Origin of the sequence: Neobacillus sp. PS3-34, from assembly GCF_030915465.1 — a bacterium.
GTDB lineage: Bacteria > Bacillota > Bacilli > Bacillales > Cytobacillaceae > Neobacillus_A.
In genome coordinates, this window is record NZ_CP133267.1 from 4,631,149 (window position 1) to 4,648,229 (window position 17,081).

The following is a 17,081-nucleotide window of genomic DNA, read 5'->3' on the forward strand; positions in this document are numbered from 1 at the left end:
TAAAAATGCCTCACCCCTATACGGGGCAAGACATCTTAATCCGATTTACAACCGATGACAACATACTTTCCGCTTTCAAGCTCTTTCTCTAACTTTCGGGCTTCCTCCTCCGACAATCCCAACGATATCATTTTGTCACGAAGCTCTTCATCTCGGCTTGTATGAAAAAAAGCCATAATATCAACGATTCCTTCTTCTTCAAGAGAGTTATCATTCGTGTCGGTTAAATCTATAATCTCTTCAGCTTTTTTCTCATCATACGCAAATACAAAAATATCATCGAGTAAATAACCTTCTCTATTATAGAGATTAACGGTCTCTTTTACCTTTGCAATATCATCGGCTATATTGAAAGTGTACATCCATCTTCCTCCAGTGAAAATCCAATTAATCAAAATGGAACAAAAATGATACTCAATAATCTTTCAAAAAAAATGTCTTATTTAATCTTTTCCCATCAACTAGATTTTTTAAACTATTAGAAGGTGGCTGAAAGCAGGTCCGCTTATTTGGAAACCGAAACCTTATTGTTCAATAATCGTTTAATGGTTCTTACTTGCCCACGATGGCTAATTTCATCCTCCATAACGTGGAACCACATCCAGTAGTTATTAATAGGAGTACCCCAATTCTGCTCCTCATACAGCCAGTTGTCTTTTTGGGATTTAAGGAGTGATAATGTTTTTTCTCTCGTTTCGGATAAAACATTCAGATAATAATCAAGCGGTTTGCCCTTAATTTCATCTTTTGCTTTGTCCCCAAGCTCTAAAGCCGCTTCCCATTTCAACCGTTCATTTTCATTGATGTCCCTATGTTCAAATGAGATAATCTGATACGCGAATTCAACTGAAGCAATATGCATTAAGAGAGCACCAATCGAGTTGGAGCTTTCGCCTGGCAAGTAATCCAGATCGTCTTGACTTAGACTTGATATATCTTTTAATGTGACGCCTCTTGCATGTTCAAGCATAGAAACAAGTTCACCAAGCTTGTCATCAAAGCCTTCCATCGGCCTAATTCTATAATCTATCATCATCCTACCCCCTATCACGTTCACTTTTAAGATTACCAGTAAAATAGAAAAGAAAAAGACTGATATTTTTTGGATAATAATGGTATAATTAACTTGAACATAAAGAAAAGGGCAAACTGATTATTTCAGTGTTGCCCTTTTTTATATCGAAAAATAAAAACTGGCCTTCCCCTTAAATAGAGAAAAGGCCAACTTAATAGCAATTTTATTCATTTTTGTCATCTTCCTCAAGAATACGCTGTAGTGCAGCCAGCTTATTATCCCAAAACAACTCAAAATATTGGAGCCAGTCCTGCAGTTCACGCAAGGGCTCGGCATTCAAAGAATATCGCGTTTCCCGTCCTGCTTTGCGTTCATGTACAAGGCCAGCTTCAGCCAAGACACGAAGATGCTTAGAAACTGCAGTTCGGCTGATCGGAAAGTGTCCACTGATCAACGTGACCGGCATTTCCTTCTGGCTCAGCAGTTTTAATAGCTGCCTGCGGGTCGGGTCGGCAATTGCCTGGAATACATCATGTCTAGCAGCTTCGGCACCCATTTAAGCCTCAACATACCCACGAAGCTTGTTTTCGACCATAGCTTCCCAGCCATTTTCCATATTGTTTCTAACAGCAGCATGTGGTGCCCCAAATTCGGTAACCTTGCTTGCATCCCAGCCTGAATGGATCAGTGTAAACTCTGTTCCGCCTTCCAGTTGTTTTAATTCAAAGGTTAGCGTCCAATCCTTTCCCCATCTGAAGGAAAGCGTATATGGCGGATCCACTTTTGTAACCTTGCAGGGAGACATCCCAAACTGGGCCGCATTTAAATGAAATTCATGGCCCTCTATTGGCTCCATGTCATTGGGCATAAACCATGCCTCCAGTCCCTCCGAGGTTGCGACCGCATTCCATACCTTTTGAATCGAAGCATTGAAGACTACCTTGCGAATAATATCTGTTAACTGTGCATTGTTTTCCATTTTCGTACCATCCTTTTATTTTTTTGTTTTCACTTTATCTGTATGACGGAAACGAAGGGCAGACCAAGTCTCATCCACGGCTACATTGCTAACAGGACGATAAGGTGTCTCCTCCTCTACCAGCTTCCATAATACATCTCGGTTAATATCTGTCTTGATTTTCGAGCTTTTCTTCGGATAAATAACCCAGAACAAGGCATCCTCTTTCAAAAAGGGAATCGTTTCTGCAAACCATTTTTTCACATCTTCACTATTTTTCACGAAAAGCTGGACAAAATCATATGTACCCTCGGGCTCTATATCACTTTCTATGCCAAGGCTGTATCCCTCAGGCGCATTTAGCACCAGTGTCCGCCCTTCTTTATAGCGCAGTTTCTTCAATAATTCTTCCATACAGAAACACTCCTTAATAAAAGCGAAACCATTTGGTTTCATAATTAAAATATATGATATCTCGTATTTTTAGTCAAGCTATCCACTTTAAAAACTTCATTTGCTTTCCATAATAAAGATGAAATCCCGTTCACCTTTTATTCCGTTTTGGACAAAACTCATGAGGAAGACATGAAAATAGCTTAAACCGAACTTTTTCTTGTCTGATCAAAGCTTGCTATAGTCATACGTATATCGGAACCAGTTAGAAATGATCACCATCATAATTATGAACCGCTTAATTTTTTAAATTCATATCGATTTCTTCTAATGCTGTACCAATCGACTTCGGTAACACATATGTATCAGGTTCAAAGTCATAAGGAGTATCTCCCATATTAATAATAATCAATGGAACATCTTCCCTTCGATAATTTGGAAAAGTAGAGAATGGGGTCACCTTTAAGCTTGTGCCCAAAACCAAGATGCAATCTGCTTGGTGGACCATTTGCAAAATGGTATTAAAGCCATCGATTGTAAACCAGTCCCCAGTATCACCAAACAGGACTACATCCGGTTTAATGAAGCGGTCTCTTTTATTTTTCGTTTCACATTGGCTGCATACATAATAATTTTCCATCGATTCCATCCGGGAAACCATTTCTTCAATTGAATATTTTGATCCGCAATTCATGCACGCTGCGGTTTTCATTGTTCCGTGAAACTCTATCACGTTCTGGCTTCCCCCCTTTTGGTGGAGACCATCGATATTCTGCGTAATAATATGCGAAACCTTTCCAGCTTGTTCCCATTTAGCCAGGATTTCATGGCCTTTATTTGGATTTGCGTTTGGATGATACAGATTTTCCACTGCAAATTGATAAAACTCCTTCGGGTGATTTAAAAAATATTCCAGTGACAAGATGTACTCTGGTGCCATCTGATAAATCCCCGTCCGGGACCGGAAATCCTTAATACCAGATTCTGTGCTGATTCCGGCACCGGTTAACACGATGATGTTCTTTGAATTTTTGATAAGGTCTGAACAGGTTTGAATTATGTCTCCCATATTGCACACTCCTAAATCACAAACTGCATTTTTCTTCCATATACTATCTTCTTTTTATATATCTTAAGTATACAAAAAAATACCCTATCAACGTAAATTGATAGGATCGTCCTTCTTATCATTAAGTCATATTCTGTTTTTTCTACATCTAAATTCCATATGTGAAACAGCCGCCATTTTTCTGTCAAGATTAGCTGCTTCCTGCGGCTGCCCAGGACAAACCATTCCCCAAATTTTCAAAAGTCGTATGTTCTGTAGATTTGCCATATCCTCCCCAGTTTAGCAGTCTTCCCATTGATCAGCATGTTTTACTCCCCCTCTAATAAATACCTGGAAACAAAATGCATTCGTTCTTCTTCTTGGGGAGCTATCAATTCATGGCCAAATTCGGGATAAACCTTTATGGTTTTCTGATGACTTGCCAAATGGTTATAAACAGCAAATACAGTGGAAGGCGGAGTAACATTGTCTTCTAAACCTGAACACAAGAGTGCAGGACAAGTGACTTCTGGTGCAAAATTCATTACGTCAAAATAGCTTAGATTCTTTAAGACCAGATCATAGTTAGCCATTTCATAGTCTCTAAATTTGAAGTAAGCTAAAATTTCAGTATATGGAGAGGAAGCAATTTTTAAAGACCGCTCAAAATGAGATAAAAAAGGATAATCACTCATAACCATTCGGATTCTTTTTTCCCATGCAGCGGCAACAAGCGCAAGTGCTCCTCCCTGGGATTCACCGAAGGATCCAACACGGGTTGTATCAAGGTTCTTAAGAGAAAAAGCCCACTTTACACATGCCAGCACGTCTTTATAGACATTTGCATAATAATATTTCTCTTTTTCTTCCAGCCCTAACGTCATCCAGCCCTGTATTTGGGTACCGTTCGGATACCTTGCGAAATCAGGGGAAAAGCCCTGTCCACGGACTTCAAAGCTGATCGTCGCGATTCCCTGCAATGCCCATTTTAAATATTGATTCACATATCCCCTGCTATCTGTATACCCATGAAAATGTAATAATGCCGGCATTTTCTCAGGAATATCTTTCGGTACGATCAACCATGCTATTAAGGGAGTTCCATCCCAGGAAATAATCGTAACATCAGCCACATTTACTTGCTTTACTGGATAGGAAATCCATTTAATATTTGCTTCAACCTTTTCAGGAATATGACCCTTCATCTTCTCCCAAAAGGAAGCGAAATCCGTTTGTTTTGTCAGTGCCGGTTTATATGTTCGCATCTCTTCCAATGATAGATCACCTACTTGACGCAGCATTTCCTCAATCCCTTCGATTGCATTCCAACAACATATCGTTCTGCTAATATACAAGCCAAATGAAAATTCTAAGGATACAGTATGATCCTTATCCTGGACTACTTTGCTGCCGTCATTTTTTCAAAGAAGCCATACCCTCTACCAACGTCTTTTACCGAATGCGAATCGGATCCATATATCATATCAATACCAAGGGAAAGGCATAGATTTGCTATTGATTCTGCTGGATAAGATTCTAGGCAATGAGGTTTATGAAAACCGGCCATGTTAAAATCAAGACTATAATTTCCATCTTTAATCAGTTGAAATAACTGATTAAATTTTTGTAATGCAATATTGGAATGAGAGTAACTGGTTTCAAAAAACTTTCTTTGAAAAATTTGATATAAAGTGAAATGACCTATCCTTTTCGGCTTAAATGGTCCCAAATCTACTTTAATCTGTTCGTCCATTACACGGAAATATTCAAATACTACATCATCATAAGAACCATAAAAATCTATAAGTCCTTCCTTAAAATCCTCAGGATTCAAATCCACACACCGATATCCGTCCACCCCTCTAAGAAAATGAAGAGAAAGGAGAGAATCATCGAGGTATGGTCCATAATCATTTAATAGATTCCTTGTCCAGGAGATATGTTCCGGTAAGAAATCTACTTCAAGTCCGACCTTTAAGAGAATTTTATCTTTATATTTATTCTTTAAATGATGCATCTCCTTTATATATTGATCCAAATCCTTTTCTTTCATGGCGATTGCATCGACGGTTTGATTCGAATATGGAAGTAATTTCTTGAACTCACCTGGAAGTGGCGGATGCTCGGTAAAAGAATAGGAATCAAATCCTAATTCAATTGCCCTTATAACAAATTCTTCAGTCGCTTCCCGTGAACCATGAAAACAATATTCTGTATGGGTATGCCCATCTGATTTCATCCTTTAACCTCTCTTTTACTGAACTTCGACATATGGACTCTCATACTCTTCCACTAATCCCTCTGCCTTGTGAAGAGGAGGATTGCAAATTACACTTTCATCCTCCAGGCGAATCCAAGTCCGAACAGTACGATCCTTTAACTCTATAATTCTTGCACCACGCAAAAAACCTTCCTTCCCATATGTGTTAAAGCCAGTTGCCCTTCCGTATGCAAGACGAATGCCAAAAAGGTCACCGTAAAAATCATTGATATGATCATGACCAACGAAAATTCCTTTTACATCTTTTCGTTCCACCATTGAAGCGAACAGACCTGTGTTCACTTTTGGGCAGCCTACCGCTTCATTTTTAGACCCAAAGCAATCGTGACAATTCCATAAATCTCTAAATTCCGTTAAAGGAATATGGAAAAAAGCAAGTGAAGGTATATTCGTTCTTTTTATTTTAAAATAATGACGAGAACGTTCCTCATACCACTCAATCTGGCTCCTTTTAATCCAGTCATAACCCCCTATTGCAGCTGGAGCGACAGTCCCAGAGTCAAAAAAATATAAAACGAAAGAGATGTCTCCATTTTCATTAAATACGGGAATATCATAGTTTCCAATACCAGATACACCAACTTCTCCTGATCGCGAAAGACAATGCGGATTAAGCTGCTGCAGCTGTATTAAATCTTCCTTTGTAGCATTGCCCTCATCATCATGATTGCCAAACACTGCTGACCACGGAATATGGCGCTCTTCCATTGGTCCAGCTGCTAAAGAAAAAGCCTGAATTGGGTCCGAGCTTTTTGCCGCTCGGATCGTATCACCTGTTAACACAACAAAATCAGGTTTTTCGGTTTTAAGGATCAGTTCCATAAGGGTGATTGTCTTTTGATCTTCTGTACCTCCGTCCTGAAGATGCAGATCGGTAAATTGTAAAATTTTGAACGAGCCGTTAGCTCTTAACGATAATTTTTTCATGAAGGGCTCCATTCTCCATATCACTATTTTTATAGCTTTTTGTTTGTATAAAAACATCCTTCTTCTTGAAGGACAGGGACAGGGGAAGGACGTTAATTTGCTGTTTAATTTGAACTGTGAAGAACGGTAATTTTCCTATTATTTTTAGAAATTGGCTGTTTTAGCAAGGATTATTGTGTTCTGGACTAATTCTAATTTAAGCGTTTGTAACGAAATCCTCTGATTCAGACTCAAGTCCCCTTGATTTGATCAACCCTGTCCGATTCCCTCTCTGATTCGGACTCGAGTCCCCTTGATTTGATCAACTCTGTCCGAATCCACCTCTGATTCGGACTCGATTCCCCTTGTTTTGAACAACCCTGTCCGAATACACCTCTGATTCAGACTCAAGTCCCCTTAATTTGATCAACCCTGTCCGAATCCCTCTCTGATTCAGACTCAAGTCCCCTTGTTTTGAACAACCCTGTCCGATTCCCTCTCTGATTCGGACTCGAGTCCCCTTGTTTTGAACAACCCTGTCCGAATCCACCTCTGATTCGGACTCGAGTCCCCTTGATTTGATCAACTCTGTCCGAATACACCTCTCATTCGGACTCAAGTCCCCTTAATTTGATCAACCCTGTCCGAATCCCTCTCTTATTCAGACTCAAGCCCACTTGTTTTGATCAACTCTGTCCGAATACACCTCTCATTCGGACTCGAATCCCCTTGATTTGATTAACCCTGTCCGAATCCCTCTCTGATTCGGACTCAAGTCCCCTTAATTTGATCAACCCTGTCCGAATCCCTCTCTGATTCGGACTCAAGTCCCCTTAATTTGATCAACCCTGTCCGAATCCCTCTCTGATTCGGACTCGAGTCCCCTCGATTTGATCAACTCTGTACGAATACACCTCTGATTCAGACTTCAATCCCCTTGTTTTGAACAACCCTGTCCGAATCCCTCTCTGATTCGGACTCGATTCCCATGGAATACACCAATATTTGTCTTGAATAGTATCTAAGTGGGCACAAATTATTGCAACAAAGTTTACGATAAGAGCCTTATAATTTAACTGGTTCCTTTAATTTGGCAGATTCGTATGCTGCTAGGGCAACTTCCATTGCCTTTAAGCCATCATATCCTGAAATTGAAGGTTCAAGATCTTCTTGAATACAGCGGACAAAATCTGCAATTAATCCTTTATCCATATCGTTTCCCCAGAATTCACGAGACACTTTATTATTCTTATCACTGTAAAGCATCAAATTCTGTGCAAAAGCATCCACTCGAGTTACTCCATTTGTTCCGATTATTTCAAGCGTCACATCTCCCCAGGTTGGAAAGGTTTTGCATCGTGACCAGCTTGGATCATGGGAGGCGAAAACACCATTTTCAAATTCCAGCGTCAATAATCCACAGTCATCTATTGGAATATCACTGAAACGTGTATCTATTTCTGCATAAACTTCTCTTACTTCACTGTCCAAAAACCATCTCATTAAATCAATGACATGAACAGTGTGGTCTAAAACAGCCCCTCCACCAGATTGTTCTTCGTCGACAAACCAGCCGCCAGGATTTTGGCCTCGATTTGTTCCTCTTATAGCAACAATACGGCCTAACTCACCTGCATGAATCATTTGTTTTACCCGTTGAATCGGTGCATTATAGCGTACCGGAAATGCTGTTTGCAGTTTAACACCATGTTGTTTAGCAGCTTCAACCATTTTCCAGGCATCCTCAACATTGGTCGCCAACGGTTTTTCACACAGAATATGTTTCTTCATTTCTGCTGCTGCAACCGCAACTTCCATGTGCATGGCATTTTCTGTGCAAATGATCACACCATCAATGTCCCCCGCCAATAAATCCTGATAATTTTTAAAATAGCGAGTATGATATTTTTTAGAAGCTTCTCTTCCACGCTCTTCATTTTCATCTGCTATTCCAAACAGCTCCACATCCTCCATTCCCAATAAACAGGTGGCATAACTATGTGCATGCATATGGGCAAAGCTTACAATTCCGATTTTCATTTTGTTTCGCCTCCTAAACTTACTGGTTTCCCAGTTTGAATGGATTTAATGGCAGCTAGACTTACTTCAAGTGCCTTAAATGCATCTACTGGTGTAACAATGGGCATTGTGTCGTTTTCAATGCAATCGATAAAATGCTCCAGTTCTACCTGGTAAGGACTTTTTTCTAAAGGGCTCTCTGGAACGGCTACTCCTCTGTTTCCGCCCTTCAAGCTTCTAATCGAAGATTGGATAGGACTTGTCTCATCACTCTTATAATGAATAATGCCTTCTTTACCGGCAATTTCAAGTTCCACCATAAATCCATCTGGATATGCCCAGGTCCCTTCTGAATGGGCTATTACCCCATTTTTAAAACGAAGGCTAACAAGGGCATGGTCCATACGATTTAATTCACGTCCCCACTGGCTTTTCGCAAATACCCGTTCAACATCGCCAAAACACCATAACATATAATCAAAATCATGTATGATCATGTCAACGACGAGTGTTCCGGATTTTTCAAAGCTTGCATACCAGTCCTCCCATGCTTGCGGGAAAATGCCTCCTCTCATGGTTCGAACCATGCCGACTTCACCTACAGCGCCGCTAAGGACAAGCTCACGTGCTCTGGTGAATTCAGGAAAGAAACGTACTACTTGTGCAATAAATAACTTCACGCCTTCCCTTTCTGTAATCTCTATCATTTCTCTTGCCTGTTCTAATGTTCTGGCAATCGGCTTTTCACAAATAATGTGTTTTTTTGCTGCTGCTGCCTTCTCAACATAATCACGATGTAAATATGTAGGTAGACAAATATCAATTACATCTGGATTTGCCAAGTCCAGCATTTCATCAAAGCTGACATAGGACCTCGTTCCATTTTTTTTGGCAATGGATTCCCCCACTTCTTTTCGAATGTCCACTATTCCAACAATTTCAACGTTCTTCATTTTATTGTATGCATCAGCATGAACGGATCCCATTGTGCCAGCACCTAAAACAGCTACTTTAATCATTGTGAACCTCCTTTTATAATCGTTTCGATCGAATTTGATAATTCGTAAATATGTCTATCTAGAAAATGCTTGTTAGGCATAACTTCTGCAGTGATGTATCCGTCGTAATGGATTTCATGTAAGGCATCCATCACACGGCTCCAATTGACATCTCCGTGGAACAAAGAAGTAAAACCATGAATATTTCCTATTTCATTTTTAAAATCCTTTACATGAATACATTGAATATAAGAGTCCAAAATAGTTAACCATTGATCCGGGAAACCAAAATTCAAAATATTTCCTACATCAAAATATGCTTTCACATTATTTGAACCTATTTCATTCAGAAATCTTTTCATTTCAATTGGACTTAATAAAAATTTGTTCCAAACATTTTCAATCGCAATGACCACGTTTAGTTCCTCTGCATAACGAGCCAGATCGATTAATGCATGTTTAGAGGTTTCATACGCAACATCATAACGGACGTCCTCTGTTACCAGGCCAGGAACCACCAAAATCGTATCTGCCTTGAGGGTGTGTGCATTTTCAATCATTTTACTAACGATATTCCTTGCCTTCTCCCTGATATCCTGTCCGCTAGATGTTAATGGGTTGTTCCAGAACAGCGCTGTAGATAAGCCCACGATTTCCAGGTTATATGAGGTTACTAGCTTCCCAATTTCAATGAGTTCCTCTTGTGTGGATTCTAGAGTCAAGTGACCAGTTTCTTCTATATTTAACTCAACTCCATGAAAACCGGCTTGACTGGCTAAAGCCAATTTCTTTTCCAAAGACCAATCGTTAGGGAAACACCACAAATTAATACCCTTTTTCAAAACTTCCCCTCCATTTTTAGGATAATATCTCCTTTTATTTTAAATAAAAAAGACATTTTTTTCATTTAATTTTCTGATAAATAAAGAATTTTTTCTTTTTTATTATTATATATGGTGGATTTTTCCTTTAGATGATAAAATAAATTTAATGAAAACAAAGGAGCTGATCTGCTTGAATGTAAGCTTAAGCATGTGGAGTGTTCATAAATACTGGTATGACGGTACATGGAATGTTATTGATTTCATCGACTTCGTTGGCACAACAAAGGCCAAAGGAGTAGAATTGCTCGATATTTTTTGGAAGAACCAGAAAGAGGAACTCCCACTCGTTGAATCAGCTTTAAAGAAATATAATTTAGCAGTTCCATGTTATGCAGCGAGTAATAACTTTGTATCGAATGATCCAGAATATAGAGCGCAGCAGCTTCAGGAAGTCAAAGATGCAGTGGATATGGCTGTTCACTTTGGAGCCAAGGTGGTCCGTGTATTTTCTGGTAACGTTGATGAAAACATTTCCTTCGAAGACGGAATGAAATTCATTTTGGACGGTCTTGAAAAAGCATCCCGTTACGCAGAGGAAAAAGGTGTGATTCTATGCCTTGAAAATCATGGGCAATTTGCTGGCCGTGGCGACCAGGTTCTACATATCATCCAATCTATCAATTCCCCTTCCCTTAAAAGCACATTTGATGCAGGAAACTTTCTACTGGTTGATCAGGATCCTAGCTTGGCGGTCACAGAGCTAAAAGATGTGGTGAAGCATGTTCATATCAAGGATTTCACCAAAGTAGACGGTCCAATGAATCAGTCATTAAAATCTTTAAAAGGATCATATTATTTGGGTAAGGTCGCTGGTGAAGGAGAAGTCGATCTCCCTTACATCCTAGAGAAACTCAAAGCCTGCGGATTCGATGGTTGGTATACGGTTGAATTTGAAGGGACCGAAGAACAAAAAGACGGTTCCATACGAGCAATCGACAATACCATTAAACTATTAGAAAAATTAGCTTCACCCTCAAAAACATCCTAAAGAACCATATGTACAGGATCTTAATTCCTGGACTTTTTTATATTTCCTTCAATTTCAGAAAAATCCGATTGACCGATTGGTACTGGTAATAAGCACCGATACTTCCTAATCCGAATAAGAGAATCGGGTATCTGCTGCCAAGAAATAACACTGCGAATGCAATCCCTATATTGATCATTGAGTCGATAGGATTCGAGATTGCAAGAATAAGCGCATTTCTCCAGACCCCTGCCCAGCCCGTCTTTAGATGGACGATGACAGGAAATAAATACACACTGACCATGGAAAACAAAAACGAAGAAATTCCAAATAAGAAGAGGCCAGCCATCTGATAGGCAAACGAAAACCGGTTAATAAAATAAAAATCCATTAGAAGAATGAATCCTAGCAACAGCCAGATTAAGCCAGTAATCAAACTAATAGAAAAATTATCTATAAATAATTTCTTGAACGAAGAAAAAATAACTATATCCTCACCCTGCAGCCATTTTCGTATCACACCGAACATGGCTGCCGTAGCCTGCGACATAGTAAAAATGGGTAGTGAAAATAAAATCCAAAGAAGATTTAAATAGATGAACTCAAAGAAGCTGTTCATTAGAATGTGCCATTTTTTATTTGTAAAAGTATTCTCCACGTTCTCACCTCTGTCTCATTCAAAAAACGATTGTAAGTACACCTTTGAAAGTGTAATAAATAGGAAAAGCAACTGACACTCCCGGGGGGTATGGGATATGTCAGTCGCACGAATAAATGCTATGTCAACGGATTAATAATCCATTTTCTCGCTCCACTTTTTGTATTCCTGATTCCATTCCTTTTCGTATTCCGACCACTTGCCCTTTGCCTCAAGGTCATTTCGGTATTTTGCCCATGTACTTTCAAATTCCTTACCATTCTTGGCTACAAGGAATTTCGCACGGTATTCATTTTCAACATCCGTGATGGCAGGTGTATACTTTTCAATTACTCCGCCTTTTAAAACTGGCACGCTGTCAAAATTGTGGTTTTCACGGGAAATACCTTGATCACGCAAGAAGCGTCCATTCTTTTGATTCAACTTAAAGCTGATTTTGTCCCACGAACTCTTATTCGTTGTCACATCGTCAATCGATGTATTTGCAAGGAACCAAGGCTGTGCTCCATATTTTTGTTCGCGATTTACGTCACCCGCTGTTAAATCAGCGACTACTTCTGGATTAAAAGACCAAGTCTTTTTATCATCTGACCAGTTCCAGGCATACTTCGCCCTTTCCTGCAGGCCGAATTTTACCGTCATTAGGTCACTGCCTAAACACCAATCGATGTATTTAAGGGATGCCTCAAGATCTCCGCCCTTCATCACATACGCTCCTACCCAAGGAAATGGGCTTGAGCCTTCTGCAGCGGCAATTTTATCAACACCTGGTGCTTTAGGAAATGGAATCGCTTCAAATTTAGTAGAAACATCGTTCATATCCTTTGCAGCCGCCCAAGGCCAGTTGCTAAATCAGTCATCTGGCCAATATAAGCAGCAGCCCGGCCCGTACTGATTTTTTGAAGGGTAACTTCTTTCTTGGCAGTTGGTGCTTCTTTATCTAACAGTCCTTCCTGATAAATTTTATTCAGCCATTTCCATGCATTTTTATAGTTTTCTGTATCTCTTGCTGCTGAATATTTACCGTCTTCATAAGGATAGAAGCCGTTGGCTTCATTAAATGTATCAACACCAAAGGAGGAACCTACTGCTCTCCATCCCTGGAAGTTTTCACCGATTGTAAGCGGAATGAGCGGCTTTCCTTGTGGATCCTTCAGCTTGGAGGCGGCTTTAAGGAGGCTTTCAAAGCCATCAATTGTAGCAAGTTCATCTTTGCTCATGCCCGTCTGTTCAAGGACGTCTGTGCGTACCCAATAGCCCATCTGGCCCCAGTCTCCAAAGCTTTCCATATCATTTTGCTGGCCGTCAAGCTTAAGGAAGGTTGGAATGAAATATGTGTGACCATCCGCATTTTTAATATATTTCTTGATAAGTTTTGGAATCTTCGCCAGATTAGGATATTTGTCTGGCATATTTAAATACTTTTCAATTGGTTCTGCTGCTTTCGCATTTAATAGGTCCGCTTCCACATCACCTTTTGGACCAATACCTACTAGAACATCTGGAAGTTTTCCGCTTGTTAATAGCAAACGACGAGCTGTAGCTTCATCACCCTGTGTATATGACCAGGTAGTATAAACTCCAGAAGCCTCTGCACGAAGCTTGTCAAATTCACCGTCATTTTTAACAGCTGGAATCCAGTTAATGTTGACATTGACATCAATATTTTTTGCTTCTTTTTCCCCTTTTCTTACTTTGGTTGTTGACTCTTCCTTATCTGTACAGGCTGTGACAGAAAGCAACATAAGAAAACATAGTAAAGTAGCAAAAAGTTTTTTTCTCATTTTCTTCCCCCTTGTTCTTTATAAATTATTTATAATACCTGGCCATTCTTTTTGTAATCAGGCCTGGATACTACCTCTGGCAATTACTCCTTAACCCCTCCAATTAATACTCCCTTAACAAAATATCGCTGCAGTAGTGGATAAATAATTAACACCGGTAACGTCCCGAGAATGACCACGGCCATTTTTAAAGCCATCGGCGTGATTGTTCGGCTCGCTGCAGCAACTGCCGCATTCGAGCTGGCAGATACAGAGGCACTTCCCTGCCGCAGATTTTGGGCAGCATCTGCATTCATCAGGATATTTTGCAAATAAGTTTGTAAAGGCTTAAGACTCATATCATTCACAAAGTAAGCTCCATCGAACCAGCTGTTCCAATGAGCAACCGCTGTAAATAGTGAGATGGCTGCAATCATTGGCATCGAAATTGGAATAACAATCCTCCAGAATATTGTTAATGGATTCGCACCGTCTATCTCTGCTGCTTCAATTAATGAATCAGGAATATTTTCAAAGAAGGAGCGCATAACAATCAAGTTCCAGATATTCAGTAGTCCAGGGAAAATATATACAAAAAAGCTATCAATTAAGCCAAGATTTCGCAGCTGGATATAGTAAGGAATCAAACCGCCGCTGAAAAGCATCGGTATTAAAAAGTAAATCATGATTAATTTTCTGTATGGCAATTTTCTAAATGATAATGCATAGGCGCATATACCAGTGATAAACACAGTTCCGATTGTACCCACAACGGTTCGGCCGATGGAAATAAAGAATGCGTCCTGAACGAGTGGATTGGTAACAACCGTCTTAATGTTGATCCAGGTAAATGCTCTTGCGCAAAAATAAATTCCTCCCTTTAACGAATCTAAACCTTCATTTAATGACAAGGCAGTCATATAAATAAACGGGTATAAGGTGGAAAGTGCCAAGATAGCTAGTAATAGTGTGTTGAAGACTCCAAAGGTTTTTTCTCCTCTAGATATTTTCATGATTTCCCCACCCTTCTAGAAAAGTCTTGTGTCCCCATACTTCTTTGATAACTGATTCGCTCCTACGACAAGCATAAATTGGACAATGGAAGTGATTAAACCAATAGCTGTTGCAGGTCCATAATATCCCTGATTTAGCCCTGTCTTCACAACATAAGTATCAATAACTTCTGAAACGGGAAGATTAACCGGATTTTGCAAAGGGTATATCTGATCAAATCCCGCATTTAATAGGTTTGGAATAGTTAAAATCAACATAATAGCGATTGTTGGCATAATTCCTGGAATGGTAACATGGAGTGTTTGCTTCCATTTATTTGCCCCATCCACAATGGCTGCCTCATACAACTGTGGGTTTAATCCAGCAATGGCTGCCAAATAAATAATGGCGCTAAAACCAACTTCCTTCCACACGGAACTAATAATAATGATTGGCCGGAACCATTCTTCAGATCCCATAAAGTAAATTCTTTTCATCCCCATGGATGTTAATAGTTCATTTACAAGTCCGGATGATTGTGAGAGTAATGCTTCCACAATGTACGCAACGACAATCCATGAAACAAAATGGGGCATGTAGGTTAATGTTTGAACCCACTTTTTGAACGTCTTATTCTTTATTTCGTTTAACAAAAGGGCAAGGATAATAGGTGCAGGAAAACCAAATGCAAATTTCAGTACTGTGATCCAAATCGTATTGGAAAAGACACGCCAAAATTCAGAGTCTTTAAGGAAGTAAAAGTTTTCAAACCCAATCCATTTGCTAGTCCAAATTCCTTCAAAAATGTTGTAATCCTTAAAAGCCACCTGGATTCCTGCCATGGGCATGTAATTAAATAGAAATACAAGTACGAAACCGGGCAGAATCATGGCAAATTGCCAGCGATATTTCCAAATTCCCCTAAATTTTAATTCAGTCTTAGATAATGGTTTCGTTAGCGTGATTGGAGTATCTTTAGCTGTTTCTAGATTCATCTTTTCACCTCTGCAGGATATTCACTCCCATGTGCGTTGTTAACGCTTTCATAATTTAATTGTATATTTATTCTGACATTTTCTACATAACGAGTATTTAGCATTTATATCTATTTTTTTGCCAAAATCATATCATCGACAATTATTTCTTTCTTAAACATAGATGATTTGGCTGCAGCCTCTAACATTTTCATTACACTGACTCCCTGGTTGATATCGACTAATGTTTGTTGATTATTCTTAATCGAATAAACGAAATGGTGAATCTCTTCCTGATAAGGATTATTTGCCTTTATATGCATTTTTGTATCAATTAACGTCTGTTGCTGCTCAGAATATAAACATAATGGGCTTAAAGATGCACCGGCTTTTGTGCCGAACAGATCGATCTTAATTCCTTCATCAGCCTGCCCATTCATTGCCCAGCTGACTTCCAGCTGCATGACCATCCCGTTTTTAAAGCGTAAAAAAGCACTTGCGAAATCCTCTACATCAAATTGAAAATCCTCATCCTTATCAGCAGACTCCCATCTGCCGTCTACAATTGTGTCGTATCGGCCAATACCATGAACAAGATGAGCTGAAACAGTTTCAATTTCTGGTAATCCCGAAAGCCACCAGGCAAGGTCAAGAACATGGACACCAATGTCCATTAGTGGTCCTCCTCCGGATTTTGATTTATCCATAAACCAGCCAGAGGGCGTATTTCTTCTTTGAAGCATCCTTGCTTTGACATAATAAATATCCCCGAGGTCTCCGGAGTCAATCACTTTTTTTAATGCTCTAGTGTCATTGCGGAAACGATGTGTCATGCCCACCATGCATAGTTTATTCGCTTTTTGAACAAGCGCTTCTAATTCCAACGCTTCTTTTGCAGTTAAGGCAAGAGGTTTTTCAACCAGCACATGTACTCCATGCTCGAGTGCTAATTTTGCGAAAGGTACATGGGTGTCATTTCGGGTGCAAATGCTTACAGCGTCCAATTGCTCCTTCTCAAACATTTCCTGTGCACTGGAATAGATATTTTTTACATTAAACTGCCTGGCCATGGATGAAGCACGTTCTCTATTAACGTCTGCCAGGGCAGCCAGTTCCACATCAGGATGGCTTGAATAAAACGGCAGGTGTGCCATCTCAGCTATTGCACCTGCACCAATTACTCCAACCTTGATTTTTTCCATTATTAATTCCCCCTTTTTAATA

19 protein-coding genes are annotated in these 17,081 nt (G+C 39.6%); 1 reads left to right on the plus strand and 18 read right to left on the minus strand.

What is annotated here, in order from left to right:
* Positions 1-35: 35 nt before the first annotated feature.
* The 12 genes from RCG23_RS24365 to RCG23_RS24420 form a co-directional block, all read right to left on the minus strand.
* Positions 36-362 carry a general stress protein gene (locus RCG23_RS24365; protein ID WP_308177780.1) on the minus strand — a complete coding sequence of 109 codons (327 nt, stop codon included), beginning with the start codon at positions 360-362 and terminating at the stop codon, positions 36-38.
* A 143-nt stretch (positions 363-505) separates the two neighbouring features.
* Positions 506-1,033, minus strand: a complete 528-nt coding sequence (locus tag RCG23_RS24370) for a DinB family protein (protein WP_308180170.1) — start codon at positions 1,031-1,033, stop codon at positions 506-508.
* Positions 1,034-1,238: 205 nt separating this feature from the next.
* On the minus strand, positions 1,239-1,571 hold the full coding sequence (locus RCG23_RS24375; protein ID WP_308177781.1) for an ArsR/SmtB family transcription factor: 333 nt from the start codon (positions 1,569-1,571) through the stop codon (positions 1,239-1,241).
* The gene (locus RCG23_RS24380) at positions 1,572-1,994 is read right to left on the minus strand and encodes an SRPBCC family protein (protein ID WP_308177782.1); all 423 of its coding nucleotides are present in this window, start codon (positions 1,992-1,994) and stop codon (positions 1,572-1,574) included. It abuts the gene before it with no gap.
* Positions 1,995-2,009: 15 nt separating this feature from the next.
* Complete coding sequence (locus RCG23_RS24385; RefSeq protein WP_308177783.1) at positions 2,010-2,387, minus strand: hypothetical protein; 378 nt, start codon at positions 2,385-2,387, stop codon at positions 2,010-2,012.
* Between the two features lie 277 nt (positions 2,388-2,664).
* The gene (locus RCG23_RS24390) at positions 2,665-3,435 is read right to left on the minus strand and encodes an NAD-dependent protein deacylase (RefSeq protein WP_308177784.1); all 771 of its coding nucleotides are present in this window, start codon (positions 3,433-3,435) and stop codon (positions 2,665-2,667) included.
* Between the two features lie 308 nt (positions 3,436-3,743).
* A complete protein-coding gene (locus RCG23_RS24395) occupies positions 3,744-4,715 on the minus strand; it encodes an acetylxylan esterase (RefSeq protein ID WP_308177785.1) in 972 nt (323 codons plus the stop codon).
* 98 nt (positions 4,716-4,813) lie between these two features.
* The gene (gene hisJ / locus RCG23_RS24400; protein ID WP_308177786.1) at positions 4,814-5,653 is read right to left on the minus strand and encodes a histidinol-phosphatase HisJ; all 840 of its coding nucleotides are present in this window, start codon (positions 5,651-5,653) and stop codon (positions 4,814-4,816) included.
* Positions 5,654-5,668: 15 nt separating this feature from the next.
* A complete protein-coding gene (locus tag RCG23_RS24405; protein ID WP_308177787.1) occupies positions 5,669-6,622 on the minus strand; it encodes a metallophosphoesterase family protein in 954 nt (317 codons plus the stop codon).
* 1,044 nt (positions 6,623-7,666) lie between these two features.
* Positions 7,667-8,641: a Gfo/Idh/MocA family protein gene (locus RCG23_RS24410; RefSeq protein ID WP_308177788.1), complete on the minus strand. Its 975-nt coding sequence runs from the start codon at positions 8,639-8,641 to the stop codon at positions 7,667-7,669.
* Positions 8,638-9,639 (minus strand): Gfo/Idh/MocA family protein, encoded by a 1,002-nt coding sequence (locus tag RCG23_RS24415; protein WP_308177789.1) that lies wholly within the window; start codon positions 9,637-9,639, stop codon positions 8,638-8,640. The genes RCG23_RS24410 and RCG23_RS24415 overlap by 4 nt, the downstream gene beginning before the upstream one ends.
* Positions 9,636-10,460: a sugar phosphate isomerase/epimerase family protein gene (locus tag RCG23_RS24420; RefSeq protein WP_308177790.1), complete on the minus strand. Its 825-nt coding sequence runs from the start codon at positions 10,458-10,460 to the stop codon at positions 9,636-9,638. Before RCG23_RS24420 ends, RCG23_RS24415 begins: the two co-directional genes overlap by 4 nt.
* 172 nt (positions 10,461-10,632) lie before the next feature.
* Between RCG23_RS24420 and RCG23_RS24425 the strand changes: the two genes are divergently transcribed.
* Entirely contained in the window at positions 10,633-11,490 is an 858-nt protein-coding gene (locus RCG23_RS24425; protein WP_308177791.1) for a sugar phosphate isomerase/epimerase family protein, read from the plus strand.
* 37 nt (positions 11,491-11,527) lie between these two features.
* Here the strand turns inward: RCG23_RS24425 and RCG23_RS24430 are convergent, their stop codons facing one another.
* The 6 genes from RCG23_RS24430 to RCG23_RS24455 form a co-directional block, all read right to left on the minus strand.
* Positions 11,528-12,127 carry a YesL family protein gene (locus RCG23_RS24430; protein ID WP_308177792.1) on the minus strand — a complete coding sequence of 200 codons (600 nt, stop codon included), beginning with the start codon at positions 12,125-12,127 and terminating at the stop codon, positions 11,528-11,530.
* A gap of 132 nt (positions 12,128-12,259) precedes the next feature.
* Entirely contained in the window at positions 12,260-12,946 is a 687-nt protein-coding gene (locus RCG23_RS24435) for a hypothetical protein (RefSeq protein WP_308177793.1), read from the minus strand.
* Positions 12,943-13,911, minus strand: a complete 969-nt coding sequence (locus RCG23_RS24440) for a type 2 periplasmic-binding domain-containing protein (RefSeq protein ID WP_308177794.1) — start codon at positions 13,909-13,911, stop codon at positions 12,943-12,945. The genes RCG23_RS24435 and RCG23_RS24440 overlap by 4 nt, the downstream gene beginning before the upstream one ends.
* A gap of 83 nt (positions 13,912-13,994) precedes the next feature.
* Positions 13,995-14,903 carry a carbohydrate ABC transporter permease gene (locus tag RCG23_RS24445; protein ID WP_308177795.1) on the minus strand — a complete coding sequence of 303 codons (909 nt, stop codon included), beginning with the start codon at positions 14,901-14,903 and terminating at the stop codon, positions 13,995-13,997.
* A 15-nt stretch (positions 14,904-14,918) separates the two neighbouring features.
* A complete protein-coding gene (locus tag RCG23_RS24450; RefSeq protein WP_308177796.1) occupies positions 14,919-15,878 on the minus strand; it encodes an ABC transporter permease in 960 nt (319 codons plus the stop codon).
* 110 nt (positions 15,879-15,988) lie between these two features.
* Positions 15,989-17,059, minus strand: a complete 1,071-nt coding sequence (locus RCG23_RS24455) for a Gfo/Idh/MocA family protein (protein ID WP_308177797.1) — start codon at positions 17,057-17,059, stop codon at positions 15,989-15,991.
* Positions 17,060-17,081 lie beyond the last annotated feature (22 nt).